This window comes from Rhodococcus pyridinivorans (genome assembly GCF_900105195.1).
Lineage (GTDB): Bacteria > Actinomycetota > Actinomycetes > Mycobacteriales > Mycobacteriaceae > Rhodococcus > Rhodococcus pyridinivorans.
In genome coordinates this window covers 4,156,266-4,169,115 of the sequence record NZ_FNRX01000002.1, presented here as the reverse complement: position 1 = coordinate 4,169,115, position 12,850 = coordinate 4,156,266, and the positions used below count along the sequence as shown (strand labels likewise).

At 68.7% G+C, this 12,850-nt stretch carries 12 protein-coding genes; 8 read left to right on the top strand and 4 right to left on the bottom strand.

Annotated elements, in window-relative coordinates:
- Position 1: 1 nt before the first annotated feature.
- Positions 2-586, bottom strand: a complete 585-nt coding sequence (locus tag BLV31_RS19685) for a helix-turn-helix domain-containing protein (RefSeq protein WP_019287984.1) — start codon at positions 584-586, stop codon at positions 2-4.
- A gap of 48 nt (positions 587-634) precedes the next feature.
- On the opposite strand from BLV31_RS19685, the gene BLV31_RS19680 reads away from it, so the two are divergent.
- Together BLV31_RS19680 and BLV31_RS19675 are read left to right on the top strand one after the other, a co-directional pair.
- The gene (locus tag BLV31_RS19680) at positions 635-1,480 is read left to right on the top strand and encodes a class I SAM-dependent methyltransferase (protein ID WP_019287985.1); all 846 of its coding nucleotides are present in this window, start codon (positions 635-637) and stop codon (positions 1,478-1,480) included.
- On the top strand, positions 1,477-2,454 hold the full coding sequence (locus BLV31_RS19675) for an NAD(P)/FAD-dependent oxidoreductase (RefSeq protein WP_006550657.1): 978 nt from the start codon (positions 1,477-1,479) through the stop codon (positions 2,452-2,454). The genes BLV31_RS19680 and BLV31_RS19675 overlap by 4 nt, the downstream gene beginning before the upstream one ends.
- A gap of 64 nt (positions 2,455-2,518) precedes the next feature.
- Here the strand turns inward: BLV31_RS19675 and BLV31_RS19670 are convergent, their stop codons facing one another.
- On the bottom strand, positions 2,519-3,976 hold the full coding sequence (locus BLV31_RS19670) for a benzaldehyde dehydrogenase (RefSeq protein ID WP_064060529.1): 1,458 nt from the start codon (positions 3,974-3,976) through the stop codon (positions 2,519-2,521).
- A gap of 609 nt (positions 3,977-4,585) precedes the next feature.
- Between BLV31_RS19670 and BLV31_RS19660 the strand changes: the two genes are divergently transcribed.
- A complete protein-coding gene (locus BLV31_RS19660) occupies positions 4,586-5,608 on the top strand; it encodes an alpha/beta hydrolase (RefSeq protein WP_064060510.1) in 1,023 nt (340 codons plus the stop codon).
- Here BLV31_RS19660 and BLV31_RS19655 read toward each other — a convergent pair.
- Together BLV31_RS19655 and BLV31_RS19650 are read right to left on the bottom strand one after the other, a co-directional pair.
- The gene (locus BLV31_RS19655) at positions 5,598-6,311 is read right to left on the bottom strand and encodes a type 1 glutamine amidotransferase domain-containing protein (protein ID WP_006550654.1); all 714 of its coding nucleotides are present in this window, start codon (positions 6,309-6,311) and stop codon (positions 5,598-5,600) included. The two genes, BLV31_RS19660 and BLV31_RS19655, sit on opposite strands and share 11 nt — an antisense overlap.
- Positions 6,312-6,521: 210 nt before the next feature.
- Complete coding sequence (locus tag BLV31_RS19650; RefSeq protein ID WP_064060528.1) at positions 6,522-7,481, bottom strand: hypothetical protein; 960 nt, start codon at positions 7,479-7,481, stop codon at positions 6,522-6,524.
- 342 nt (positions 7,482-7,823) lie between these two features.
- Here BLV31_RS19650 and BLV31_RS19645 point away from each other — a divergent pair, with 342 nt between their 5' ends.
- From BLV31_RS19645 to recC, 5 genes are all read left to right on the top strand, one after another.
- A complete protein-coding gene (locus tag BLV31_RS19645; RefSeq protein WP_006550652.1) occupies positions 7,824-8,159 on the top strand; it encodes a hypothetical protein in 336 nt (111 codons plus the stop codon).
- A 66-nt stretch (positions 8,160-8,225) separates the two neighbouring features.
- Positions 8,226-8,726: a DUF2505 domain-containing protein gene (locus BLV31_RS19640; protein WP_064060509.1), complete on the top strand. Its 501-nt coding sequence runs from the start codon at positions 8,226-8,228 to the stop codon at positions 8,724-8,726.
- Positions 8,727-8,891: 165 nt separating this feature from the next.
- A complete protein-coding gene (locus BLV31_RS19635; RefSeq protein WP_019287992.1) occupies positions 8,892-9,089 on the top strand; it encodes a hypothetical protein in 198 nt (65 codons plus the stop codon).
- A gap of 99 nt (positions 9,090-9,188) precedes the next feature.
- Positions 9,189-9,419 carry an RNA-binding S4 domain-containing protein gene (locus BLV31_RS19630; RefSeq protein WP_019287993.1) on the top strand — a complete coding sequence of 77 codons (231 nt, stop codon included), beginning with the start codon at positions 9,189-9,191 and terminating at the stop codon, positions 9,417-9,419.
- 129 nt (positions 9,420-9,548) lie between these two features.
- Positions 9,549-12,842: an exodeoxyribonuclease V subunit gamma gene (gene recC, locus BLV31_RS19625; RefSeq protein WP_064060508.1), complete on the top strand. Its 3,294-nt coding sequence runs from the start codon at positions 9,549-9,551 to the stop codon at positions 12,840-12,842.
- Positions 12,843-12,850 lie beyond the last annotated feature (8 nt).

The following is a 12,850-nucleotide window of genomic DNA, read 5'->3' as shown; positions in this document are numbered from 1 at the left end:
TTCAGTGCGATGCGGGGTTGCGCAGGTGCGCACGCTCCCCGTTCTGATCGAGGATCGTGAGGATCTCCACCGGTCCGTCGTGCGCGCTGATGGCGTGCGGTGTCATCGTCGAGAACTCGGCTGCGTTGCCCTCCTGGATGAGGATCGTCCGTTCGCCGAGTTGGAGCCGGGCGGTGCCGGTCAGGACGGTGAACCATTCGTGCCCCGGGTGCACGGGGAGCGTGTCGGCCGGCACCGGCTCCTGCTTCGTGATCCGCATCTTGGCGATGGTGACGCCGCCCAGTGATCGTTCCCGCGACAATAGCCAGGTCGTGTACCCCGGGGTGTCGCACGCCTGGGGCCTGATCACCACGTCCTGGTCCTCGCCGGATTCGACGAGCTGGTCGATCGTGGTGTCGAGTGCCCGCGCGATGGGAACGAGCTGGTCGAGTGCGATCCTGCGACGGCCCGTCTCGATGCGGCTCAGGTTGGACGGGCTGATGTGGCACCGGCCTGCGAGAGTGTCGAGGGTCCACCCCCGCGCGAGCCGCAGGCTGCGGATGCGCTGACGGATGAGTTGGTCCAGATCGGACGATTCTTGCTCCATAGGCAAGAGTATATGCCGAAACTGGATGACGCGTCCTAACGTGGAGTCATGCACCACCACGCCCACCACGCACCGCACGACCACGCGCACGACGAGTCGATGGCCGAGGTGCTCGACCTCGACGCCGCGATGAACCGGCCCTACTTCGAGTCGTTGCTCGACCGGGTCGCCGGACAGCTCGAGCGCGAACCGCGCACCGTCGTCGACATCGGCGCCGGCACAGGAACAGGCACACTCGCCCTGGCGCGCCGGTTCCCCCACGCGCAGCTCGTCGCTCTCGACCGGTCCGCCGGGATGCTCGAACGACTCCGGAAGACCGCCGCGTACAACGGGTTCGGTGATCGGATCCGGACCGTCGAGGCCGACCTCGATGCAGGACTTCCGGCCGTCGGTGCGATCGACCTCGCCTGGGCGGCGCTGTCCCTGCACCACATCGAGGATCCGGATGCAACGCTCCGGCAACTCGCCGAGGCGATGGCACCCGGGGGGACGGTGGTCGTCACCGAGATGGAGTCGCAACCACGATTCCTGCCCGACGACATCGGTATCGGTACACCGGGACTCGAAGCGAGATGTCACGAGGCCGCGGCGTCCCGAGGGTGGAACAGGTGGCCCGACTGGAGCGACAACCTGCGTCGCGCCGGGTTCGGGATGGTCGAGATGCGCCGCGACGAACTCGGTGCCGACGTCGACGACACCGCACGCCGATACGCCCACGCGGTGCTGAGCCGGATGCGGACCGGCCTCGACAACGCCGTGTCCGACGAGGATCTCGACACGCTCGATCGACTCGTCGGCGACGGTCCCGACTCGGTGCTGCACCGGGCAGATCTGGTGGTGCGTGGATCCCGAACCGTGTGGATCGCACAGGCAATCAAGGAGGAGAACCGATGAACACCCAGGAGAACCCCACACAGGACGGTTACGACGTCGTCGTGATCGGCGGCGGCTCCGCCGGACTGAGTGCCGCCACAGCGCTGGCACGCTCACGCCGCTCGGTGCTTGTCGTCGATGCCGGAGAACCGCGCAACGCCCCTGCCGCGGCCGCGCACAACGTGATCGGACACGAAGGCATCGCGCCGACCGAACTGCTGGCTCTCGGACGGAAGGAGGCCGCCGGATACGGCGCCGAAATCCTGTCCGCACGAGCAGAATCCGCTCGTCGCAGCGACACGGGATTCGAGATCGGTCTCTCCGGCGGCACCACCGTGCAGGCACGTCGACTGATCCTCGCGACGGGACTGGTCGACGAGCTGCCCGACCTGCCCGGAGTCCGCGAACTGTGGGGGAAGAGTGTCCTGCACTGCCCGTACTGCCACGGCTGGGAGGTTCGGGACCGGCGCGTCGGCGTGATCTCGTCGGGGCCGATGAGCGTGCACCAGACCCTGTTGTTCCGTCAGCTCAGCGACGACGTCGCCTTCTTCACCCACTCGGCGCCCGCCCTGGAGAGCGAGGCCCGCGACCAGCTCGAGGCGCGCGACGTGCGGATCGTCGACGGCACCGTCGCGGAACTGCGAGCGGACGGCGAGGAGGTCCGTGCCGTGGTGCTCGAGGACGGCACCGAGGTCGAGGTCGACGCCGTGGTGGTCGCACCGCGTTTCGTCGCCCGCGCCGACCTGTACGAGCAGCTCGGCGGAACGGTCACCGACCATCCCGTGGGGACCCTCATCGAGACCGATCCGACGGGGAAGACCGCTCTGCCCGGCGTATGGGCGGCGGGCAACTCCGCCGACCTCTCCGCGGTGGTCGTGGTCGCTGCAGGCGCCGGCGTGATGACAGGGGCGGCCGTGAACGCCGACCTGATCGCGGAGGAGACGGCCGCGGCGGTGGAGGAACGAGCCGCCCGCGGACTCACCTTCGCCGAATAGTCCTGTCGGGCATACGAGAACGGCCGGGCGAGCACACGCTCGCCCGGCCGATTCGCGATCTGCGTCAGAACGGGTAGGGCGCGATGTCGGGACGCACCGTGACCCACTGGGTCTCGGTGAACGCCTCGATGTTCGCGGCTGGACCGCCGAAACGGGAACCGGTACCGGATGCCCCGACCCCGCCGAAGGGAGCGTTGGCCTCGTCGGCGACGGTCATCTCGTTGATGTGGATCTTGCCCGAGTGGATCCGGTCGGCGATCTTCATCGCTTGTCCCACGTCGCCGACGATGCTCACCGACAGGCCGTACTCGGACGCATTGGCCAGTTCGACGGCCTCGTCCGGGTCGGAGAACTTCAGCACCGGCGCGACGGGACCGAAGATCTCCTGGCCCCAGGCGGGCATCTCGGTGGTCAGATCGGTCAGGACGGTGGGCCGGTAGAACAACCCCTCGTGCGTGCCTCCGGCAGCGAGAGTGCCGCCCGCGGCGACGGTGTCCTGCACGATCGTGTCGATGTTCGCCAGCTGACGCTCGTCGATGATCGGGCCCAGGTGAACCGGGCCGCCTGCGGGATCGCCGACGACGAGCGCATCCGCCTTCGCGGCGAGGGCGCGCACGTAGTCGTCGTAGACGGACTCGTGCACCAGGTGCCGGCCGGTGGTCATGCAGATCTGGCCCTGGTGGAAGAACGATCCCATCGCTCCGACACCGGCAGCGAGATCGACGTCGGCGCCGGGGAGCACGATCATCGCGTTGTTGCCGCCGAGTTCGAGGTGGGTGCGCTTGAGATGTTCCGCGCCGGCCTTGCCGACGTGGCGTCCGGCGGCGGTGGATCCGGTGAACGAGACCACCCGCACCTCGGGAGCATCGACGGTTGCGGCGCCGACGTCACCACCACCGGGCAGCACCTGCAGCACACCGGCGGGTAGTCCGGCCTCCTCGAAGATCCGGGCCACGGCGACACCACCGATGACGGTGGTCCGCGGATCCGGCTTGAGCAGCACCGCATTGCCGAGGGCGAGAGCCGGGGCAACCGAGCGCATCGCGAGCAGCAACGGGAAGTTGAACGGTGCGATCACCGAGACGACGCCGGCGGGCAGGCGGCGCGCGATGGACCAGTGACCGTTGTCCGACGGCAGGTACTCACCGTGCGGATGGGTGGGCAGCGCCGACGCCTCGAAGCACTCGGTGGCGGAACCGAACACCTCCATGGCGGCCTTGTCCGGAATGGACCCGGTCTCGCGGAGTCCCCAGCCGATGAGTTCGTCGGCGTGCTCACGGAACTTCTCGCCGGCGCGACGGAGGATCTCCGCACGCTCGGACGGCGCCGTGGCGGCCCAGGACTTCTGTGCGGCGGCGGCAGCGCGGGCGGCGGCGTAGACGTCATCGGGGTCGGCCAGGCCGATCTCGGCGATTTGTTCCCCGGTCGAGGGGTTGGTGACCTTCGTGGTGCCGCCGTTGCCGGGGCGCCAGCCGTCGAGATGGATCTTTCCCGTCCACAGGGCTTCGTCGAGCAAGGCCATAGGGTTCTCCTCAGCGTGGTCGTCGCCGTCCCGCGCGCGTGGGACACCGATGTGTTCCACGAGTGTGGGAGCGATGACGGCTCGTAGGATCGATTCTTCTCATTCAACGAGAAAGCCCGCGATATCCGTCTACGCACGACGAACACCACGTGCACCGCTCCGCGGCCGAGGGGTCATGAGCGAGCACGATGATCCGAATGGATCTGGCCCTCATGGCAGTGGTCGGCATCGCCGGCACCGTGAGCATCGCGGCTGTACTCGGCCGCGCTGAGCATGCCGGCCCAGGACTTCCGCCGGAACTTCAAGGCCATCAGCGGACTCGGGGTCCTTCTCGTCGTCGTGACCACTGCGGCTGCTCACCATCGCGGCCGAACGCGGGGCCCTGCTCGAGGGCCGGGCGCGCGGTACCTACAGTTCGCAGACGCTCGGTGCGGCCCAGCGCCGCCTCGACCTCGAGGAGACCCGATTGCAGGCGCTGAGCGAACAACCCTGACGGTCGTCTCGCGGCGCGGACGCCCCGCCCGAGAACCCGCATCCCGCCGCACTGTTTGACATGATCGTTCGGTCCGGATCCGCCCGGGCGCGTCGTGACCCGGGTAGGAGTGACAGGTGTCGGAGGGCAGTACGGACAGAGCGCCGCGTCGGCGCGTCGGTCGATGGATCCTGATCGTCTTCGTCGTGGTGCTCGTCGGCGTGGCGGCGGCGTTCGTCCTCACCCCTGTGCCGGGATCACTGGTGGTGCGGAAGGTGTTCGAACGCGACGCGCGGGAGCAGACCGCGAAGCTCGCGGTGGACGCTCCGGAGACGGACTTCGTCGCCGACCTCCACTATCGGGAGGACGACCCGGACGCCTATCTCGACGTGTACACACCGCCGGGGACCACCGAGGCGCTGCCGACGATCGTGTGGACGCACGGTGGCGCGTGGTTGTCGGGTAACCGCACCAACTACGCGGGCTACTACAGGCGTCTCGCGGCCGCCGGATTCACCGTGGTGTCGGTCGGCTACTCGCTCGCACCGGGCCACCGCTATCCGACCCCGGTGCGGCAACTCGTCGATGCACAGCGCTACTTGCTCGAGCACGCCGACGAACTGCACATCGACACCGAGCGGATCGTGCTCGCCGGTGACTCGGCCGGGGCGCAACTGTCCGCGCAGATCGCCGCGGCGATCACCGACCCCGACTACGCCGCGACCCTCGGTGTCGACCCGGCGTTCACTCGGGAGAACGTTCGCGGTGGCGTGCTCAACTGCGGCATCTACGACGTGTCCGCGATCGGTGGGAGCGGCGGGCTGACCGGATGGGGCGTGGAGCAGGCGATGTGGGCCTACACCGGCGCCCGGGAGTTCGCCACTTCGGATGCGGCGGGCCAGATGTCGGTATTGAACTCGGTCACCGAGAACTTCCCGGCCACCTACATCTCCGGTGGCAACGCCGATCCGCTCACCGCCACCCAGTCCGAGAGGCTCGCGCAGCGGCTCACCGGACTGGGTGTGCAGGTGGATGCGTTGTTCTATCCGGACGACCACACACCGGAACTGGCACACGAGTACCAGTTCGATCTGTCGACACCGGATGCGCGTGCCGCGCTCGAGCGGACGATCGATTTCGTCCGCAAGGTCACGACGTAGCGCGCGCGGGGATCTCAGCGACGATGCGTTCGGCGAGCGGCCGCGAGGAGGCCGGGTTCTGACCCGTGTACAGGACGCGGTCGACCACCACGTGCGGCTGCCAGGCGTCCGTGGACGAGAAGACGGCCCCGGCCTCCTGCAGGCGGTCCTGCAGCAACCAGGGTGCCTTGTCGGCCAGTCCCGCCTGGACCTCCTCGACGTTCGTGAACGCAGTCAGGCTGTAACCCTCGAACAACCAGCGACCGCCGGACTCGTGGGCGGGAAGCAGGGCAGCCGGGGCGTGGCACACCATCGCGACCACTTTGTCGGCCTCGACGAAGTGCCGGACGAGTTCACCGAACCGCTCGTCGACAGCCAGATCCTCCATCGGGGCGTGGCCACCGGGCACGAACAGCAGGTCGAAGTCCTCGGCTCGCTGGTCCTCGAGCACCGCCGCACCGGTGAGCACCGGCTGCAGCTTCTCGAGCGACGACTTCAACTCGGCCACGCGGTCCTCACCGCCTGCGGCGTCGGGTTCGAGGCTGGCCTGGTCCACGACGGGCGTGCGGCCGCCCGGAGTGGCAACGGTGATGTCGTAGCCGGCTTCGTCGAAGACGGTGTACGGCTCGACGAGTTCCTCCGCCCAGAAGCCCGTGGGATGGCGGGTGCCGTCCTGCAATGTCCAATGATCGGCGGAGCTGACGACGAACAGGATGCGGGTCATGGTGTGTCCTCTCTGATGAACGCAGAGGCCGGGTACCCGCTGTGAGCGGGACCGACACCGGCGGTGACGACGGTCGCCGGGTCCGCGACAGTGACGATGGGTCGCCGCGCCCGCGACAGTGACGACGGTCGCCGGGTCCGCGACAGTGACGACGATCGCCGGGCCCACGAGGGACCCGGCGATCGTGTGACGTGACTGGGGTGCGGCGGATCAGATGCCGACCACCTCCTGCGCGATGGCGGCCAGACGGGTCTGGGCCGCGGAGATAACACCGTGTCGTGCCTTGTGCGCTTCCTCGTAGGCGACGATCGCCCGGATGTCCGCGGGCTCGGTCAGTTCCTTGACCGCCGCCACGGCCTTCGGGACGGTGAGATCGTCGTAGTTCCGGATCGGCAACTCCTCCTCGGTGAGGACACCCGAGGCGCTGCGTGCCTTGTGTAGAGCGTCGGCGGTACCGTCGGCGCCTTCACGACGGCTCACGCGCTCGGCCGTCTCGAGAGCCGCATCGCGCGAGGCACCGATGGTCTTGGCTGCGACGTCACCGGCATGCGCGCCGCGCGAGAGCAGCGACTCGATGCGGGGACGCGTCGAGCGGGCGACATCGATCGCTCGATCGATGCTGCGCGCCGACCAGGTGACCGGCGTGTTGACCAGGCGCACCGCTGCGCCGGCCGCGGCCTGCAGAGGAGTGCGACGCAGAGCGGCAGGACCACCGAGCGCCTCCTCCGCGATGACGGTGGTGAGCCACTCGACCGTCGCCGTGTGAGCCGTGATCAGACGGTCCGCCAGCGACACGATCGACTTGTGTCCGCCCGCGATGGCCAGTGCCTTCACGTAGCGGGCACGGTCGAGGAGCTGATGTTCGAGGGCGAGGTCCGACAGCAGTGCTTCGTCGAACGGCTGCGCCTGCTCGGTGAGGGCCTTCACCATGATGGCGGCGCGGCCGATGAACGGCCCGACCACATCGGGAAGTCCGCCCAGATCGCGGATCGCCTCTTCGATCGCCACCGCACGGATGCGGCAGTTCTCGGCGTTCTCGGTCAGCTCCTTGCGTACCGCTTCGGTTCGGGCCTGCGCGACACGCGTTTCGGCGACCTGGGTCTCTGCATGGGTCAGTTCGTGGAGAGTGCGCAACTGGGTGAGCAACGCGGGAGTTCGGTTCTCGGTCATCGTGCGTTCGCCTCCTTCGCACTGGAAGAGTCGGTGATCTACCGACGAATTCACATCCATCGAGAAATGACGTGACAACTGTCGGCTACCCGACCCCCGTAACTGCTAACGTCTATGTGATCCATAACACACCCTCTGGTCGGGTTCGTTGCTGCAGTGACCACTCGGCGCACGCGAGTCGCACGGGTCTCGGTTTGAGCCGGTTACTCGCGGGGAAACTTCGGAGCACACCTTGACGTGAGAGATCGAGGCCGGGACGAGACGCGGTCCGCCTGACTCCTCAGGTTGATCGGCGACCGTGAGACGGCCGCAAGCAGCACAAAGGAAAGCGGGGACGACACGATGACCACGGCAGCACCCGTCATGCCCACGGACGTGATCACCGCTCCGGCGACGGTTGCTCCGTCGCAGTCGGCCGACATTCCGGCGCAGACGATCGACGCGCGGTCCGTCGAGGCCCCGCCGTCGGCCGCCGTGGCGTCGAGGGAGGTGGAACCTCCGGTGACGGAGGAGATGCCGGCCCTGCTCGAGCACCCGATCGCGGGCATGCTGATGTTCGTCGTCCTCGCCGTCTGCGGATTCGCAGCCGCCGCGGTGGTCGCAGGATCCCTGGCGGCCGGGCTCGCTCTGGTGGGTGTCGTCGGAGGAGCGGCGGCGACCCTCGTCGCTGTTCTCTGACGTGGCAGAACGACACCGGTAGGCCCGTTTCGTCCAGATCCGAGCGGGAGGATATCGTCTCCGGTCATGTCCAAGGAATTCGTTTTCACGTCTACGCTCGACCACAGCGTCGAACGCGTCCACGGCGCTTTGACCAGCGAGGACTTCTGGAACAGCCGACTGGCTGCGAGCCAGACCGGCGTGGCGCAGCTCGAGGTCGGCTCCGGTCCCGGGACCTTCCGCGCGAAGGTCTCCGACCAGATCGACACCTCCGCGCTGCCCGCGGTCGTCCGGGGCGTGGTGCGAGGACCTCTGATCATCGAGCGCACCGACGAATGGGGCGGACTCGAGGACGGTACGGCGCAGGGAACCCTCGCCGGCAGCACGTCGGGGCTGCCGATCACGATCGCGGCCCATTCGGAGCTTCGTGGCAACGCGGACGGCGGTACCGAGATCGAGGTGCGTGGCGAGGCCACCGTCAAGGTTCCCGTCGTCGGTGGGCAGATCGAGGGCCTCATCGTCCAGCTCGTCGAGAACATCGTCCAGAACGATCGGATCGACCTCGACAAGTGGCTCACGGAGAACTGATTCGCAGGGGCGCCCGATCGATCGGCTTCCGATCCACGGATCATCTGGTCCGATGCCGTCGTTCCTCTTCCGAGGTACGGCGGCATCGTCGTTCTCGCCGGATTCGTCGGCGACACACCGGGTCAGGTCGTTGAAGAGGGGTGTGACCCAGGCCACCATCGGATCATGTCGATGCCGTGGGACGAGGACGGCGGCTACGCGTGGGAACGCCGCGAGGCCGGATACACCTGGGAGCAGATCGGCAGCGAACTCGGTTGCCCTGCCCATGTCGCACAGAATCTGGGGGAGCGCTACCGCGCGGATATCACTGCCGAGATGACGAGGAACCAGTTGTCGTTGTTCGATATCTCGACCGAGACCTGAATCCCGGCCGCCGGTGTTCGCCGTGTGTTCATCGGATGTGCACCCGCACGGACCCCGTGTGAGGAGGCATCGTCGCCTCCGGAGGGGACCGTAGGTGTCATGGAGGCACTCGTGCGCGACTCCCTGTTCGGTTTCCTCCAGGAGAGCGGACTGGCCGGCTCGGGCGGTGAAGCGGCGGCGCTGCTCATGGAAGGTCTCGTCCGCGTCAATCATCGCCAGGTCCGCAGTCCCCGTACTCCACTTCGTGCCGGGGACGTCGTCTCGATCGCGGGTACGCGATCGATGGCGGTCTTCGGAGTCTCTCCCGGCGGGGTTCGTCCCGTCCTGTAGCTCGTCCGTCGCACGGAGCGCCCGCAACCTCCGGCACGGAGCACTCGCGACCTGCGACGCAGTCGCCTGTCCGGGCGGTGTGATAAGCCGTACCGGACGGGAACGAGCGACGACGAGGGGGAGCGACGCGTGCTGATACTGCACCGTGCCGAGCGCACCGGCATCCTGGCGGATGCGCTGGCCGAGGTGCTCGCCGAGCCCCTCGACGATCCGTTCGCGCGGGAGGTCGTCGCGGTGCCCGCGCGCGGTGTCGAAAGATGGCTCACCCAGCGGTTGTCGGGAATGCTCGGTTCCTCCGCCGGCGACGGGGTGGCCGCCAACATCGACTTCCCGTCCCCGTCCCGCCTCGTCGACGAAGCGCTCGCCGCGGCCTCCGGCATCACCGCCGACGACGATCCGTGGCATCCCTCCCGCATGTTGTGGTCGCTGCTCGGGGTGATCGACGAGTGCGTCGGCGAACCGTGGTGCGCCACCCTCGCGCGGCATCTCGGTCACGGCGCCGACGACCACCGGGCCGGACGCCGGTACGCCACCGCAGCGCATCTCACCGGCCTTCTCCGCAGTTACGGACTCCAGCGCCCCGGGATGATCTCCCAGTGGGCGGCGGGGAACGACACCGACGGCACGGGTGCGCCTCTCGACGACCATCTGCGTTGGCAAGCCGAGCTGTGGCGACGGCTGCGCGCCCGCATCGGCGTCGACAGCCCGTCGCAGCGACTCGACGAACTGTGCGGCCGGCTGCGAGACGACCCCGACGTCGTCGACCTGCCCGAACGACTCTCGATCTTCGGTCCCACCCGCCTCGACACCGTCCTCGTCGAGGTGCTGACCGCGCTCGGGCACCACCGCGACGTGCACATCTGGCTTCCGCATCCGAGCCCGGTGATGTGGGACGGACTGACCCGGCGTCCGGAGTCGATGCGTCGCGCCGACGACCACAGCGCTCTCGGGGTGCAGCACCCGCTGCTGGCCGCGCTCGGCCGAGACGTGCGCGAACTTCAGAGCCGGCTCTCCGGCCTCGAGTGCACCGACCTTCCGCATCCCTCACCCCGGCCGCCGGCGACGCTCCTCGGCCGGTTGCAGGCCGATCTCCGCGACGACCGCGCCCCCGCACACGGATCGGCCGCGCCCGACGGGACCGTGATGATCCATGCCTGCCACGGCCCCACCCGGCAGGTCGAGGTGCTCCGAGAGTGCCTGCTGCACCTGTTCCGCGATGACCCCACGCTCGAACCGCGCGACGTCGTCGTCATGTGCCCCGACGTCGAGACGTACGCGCCGCTCGTCCATGCCGCCTTCGGTGCCGGGGTCGGCGAGCATCCCGGCCACACGCTGCGGGTCCGTCTCGCCGATCGCGGCCTGCGCCGCACCGATCCGATCCTTGCGGTGGTGTCCGAACTGCTCGCGCTCGCCGACGGCCGGGTCACCGCCAGCGAGGTTCTCGACCTCGCCGCGTCGGCTCCGGTGCGCCGGAAGTTCGGATTCGACGACGATCAACTCGAGCGCCTGCAGGAGTGGACCACCGAGACCGGTGCCCGCTGGGGTCTCGGGCCGTGGCAGCGCAAGAGCTTCGGTCTCGGCGACTTCATGCAGAACACTTTCGGCGCGGCACTCGACCGTATCCTGCTCGGTGTCGCCGCAGACGGCGCGGACGGAGAGTGGCTGTCCCTGTCGTTGCCCCTCGACGACGTCGACAGCAACGACATCGACCTCGCCGGGCGGTTCGCCGAGTTCATCGACCGGTTGACGGTGGTGCTGCTCCGGTTGCGCGGCCCGCACCCGGCGGCGCGGTGGTCGGACGAACTCGGTTACGGCATCGACCTGCTCGCCGACGTTCCCGCCGCCGACGCATGGCAGCTCACCCGCGCGCGTCGCGAGATCGGCGAGGCCGTCGAGCATGCCGGCGACACGCAGTTGTCCCTGAGCGATGTCCGGTCCATGCTCGGCTCCCGGCTCGCCGGGCGTCCGTCGCGCTCGAACTTCCGTACCGGCGAACTGACCGTGTGCACGATGGTGCCGATGCGCTCGGTGCCCCATCGCGTGGTGGTTCTCCTCGGTCTCGACGACGACGTCTTCCCTCGCACGGCCCACATCGACGGCGACGATGTCCTGACCCAGAACCCCTGTGTGGGAGAGCGTGATCCGCGCAGCGAGGACCGGCAGCTGCTGCTCGACGCGCTGATGGCCGCGGAGGAGCGTGTGCTGTTGTTCCACACCGGCGCCGACGCCGTCACCGGAGCACTGCGCCCACCGGCGATTCCGCTCACCGAGGTGCGCGACGTGGTGTCGACGATGACGGGAGTCGACGTCGACGACGAGCGCATCGTGCGGCGACATCCCCTGCAGCCCTTCGATCCGCGCAATTTCCGGGCCGACGACCCGTTCGGGTTCGGTGTCACCGCACTCGCGGGAGCCCGTGCCGGACAAGGAGGTTCGGTGGAGCGCGACCGGTCGGGTGCGCTCCTCGTCGACGACCTTCCGGCCCCGGCACGCACCGATGTCGATCTCGACGAACTCGTTTCCTTCCTGACACATCCGACGCAGGGATTCCTCCGGCAGCGACTCGGTCTGCGGATCCCCGACACCGACGAGGGCATCGCCGACGCACTCGACGTCGAACTCGACGGTCTCGCCCAGTGGCAACTGGGCGACCGCATGCTCGAAGCGCGATTGGCGGGCATGTCCGCGGGTGCCTTCCAGGACGCGGAATGGCGTCGCGGCACGCTCCCGCCGTTCGCGCTCGGCCGCAGGACCCTCGACGCGGTGAGCGACAACGTCGACCGCCTCGTGCACGCCTGCGCCGGTGTGCACACCGGGCAGGCCCGCACCGTCGACATCCGCGTCGATCTCGGCGACGGTCGTCGGCTCACCGGCACCGTCGGAGGTGTACACGGCGAGGTACTGGCCCGCAGCACCTATTCCAAGCTGTCCCCGAAACACCGGCTGGAAGCATGGATCCGGTTGCTCGCCGTCGTCGCCTCGGGTCATCCCGGACAGTGGCGTGCGGTGACCACCGGGCGCAGCCGTTCGCGCTCGTATCCGGCCTGGCGCTCGACCCTTCTGGCTCCCGCCGATCCCGTCGCGCTGCTCGCCGCACTCGTCGATCTGCGCGATCGTGGACTGTGCCGGCCGCTGCCGCTCGTGACGGGCGCGTCGGCCGAGTACGCCGATCGCCGCCACCGCGGTGATTCCGTGGAGATGGCACTGTCGGCCGCCGGGAAGGCGTTCGGTGGCGCGTTCGGCGACGGCAAGGACCGTCACGTGCAGTATCTGTACGGGCCCGACGTCACGTTCGGGCAGCTCACCGCCGACGCACCGGAGGGTGTCGAGGCCGGCTGGTTCGACGACCCCACCCGTTTCGGTGTGCTCGCCCGACGGTTGTGGGAACCCCTGCTCGCCTCCGAGAACCAGGGACGCCCGTGAGAGAAGGA

What these genes read in the sequence shown, in the direction of transcription:
- BLV31_RS19685 (WP_019287984.1), bottom strand. Translation starts at nt 586, where the DNA reads ATGGAGCAAGAATCGTCCGATCTGGACCAACTCATCCGTCAGCGCATC.
- BLV31_RS19680 (WP_019287985.1), top strand. Translation starts at nt 635, where the DNA reads ATGCACCACCACGCCCACCACGCACCGCACGACCACGCGCACGACGAG.
- BLV31_RS19675 (WP_006550657.1), top strand. Translation starts at nt 1,477, where the DNA reads ATGAACACCCAGGAGAACCCCACACAGGACGGTTACGACGTCGTCGTG.
- BLV31_RS19670 (WP_064060529.1), bottom strand. Translation starts at nt 3,976, where the DNA reads ATGGCCTTGCTCGACGAAGCCCTGTGGACGGGAAAGATCCATCTCGAC.
- BLV31_RS19655 (WP_006550654.1), bottom strand. Translation starts at nt 6,311, where the DNA reads ATGACCCGCATCCTGTTCGTCGTCAGCTCCGCCGATCATTGGACATTG.
- BLV31_RS19650 (WP_064060528.1), bottom strand. Translation starts at nt 7,481, where the DNA reads ATGACCGAGAACCGAACTCCCGCGTTGCTCACCCAGTTGCGCACTCTC.
- BLV31_RS19645 (WP_006550652.1), top strand. Translation starts at nt 7,824, where the DNA reads ATGACCACGGCAGCACCCGTCATGCCCACGGACGTGATCACCGCTCCG.
- BLV31_RS19640 (WP_064060509.1), top strand. Translation starts at nt 8,226, where the DNA reads ATGTCCAAGGAATTCGTTTTCACGTCTACGCTCGACCACAGCGTCGAA.
- BLV31_RS19635 (WP_019287992.1), top strand. Translation starts at nt 8,892, where the DNA reads ATGTCGATGCCGTGGGACGAGGACGGCGGCTACGCGTGGGAACGCCGC.
- BLV31_RS19630 (WP_019287993.1), top strand. Translation starts at nt 9,189, where the DNA reads ATGGAGGCACTCGTGCGCGACTCCCTGTTCGGTTTCCTCCAGGAGAGC.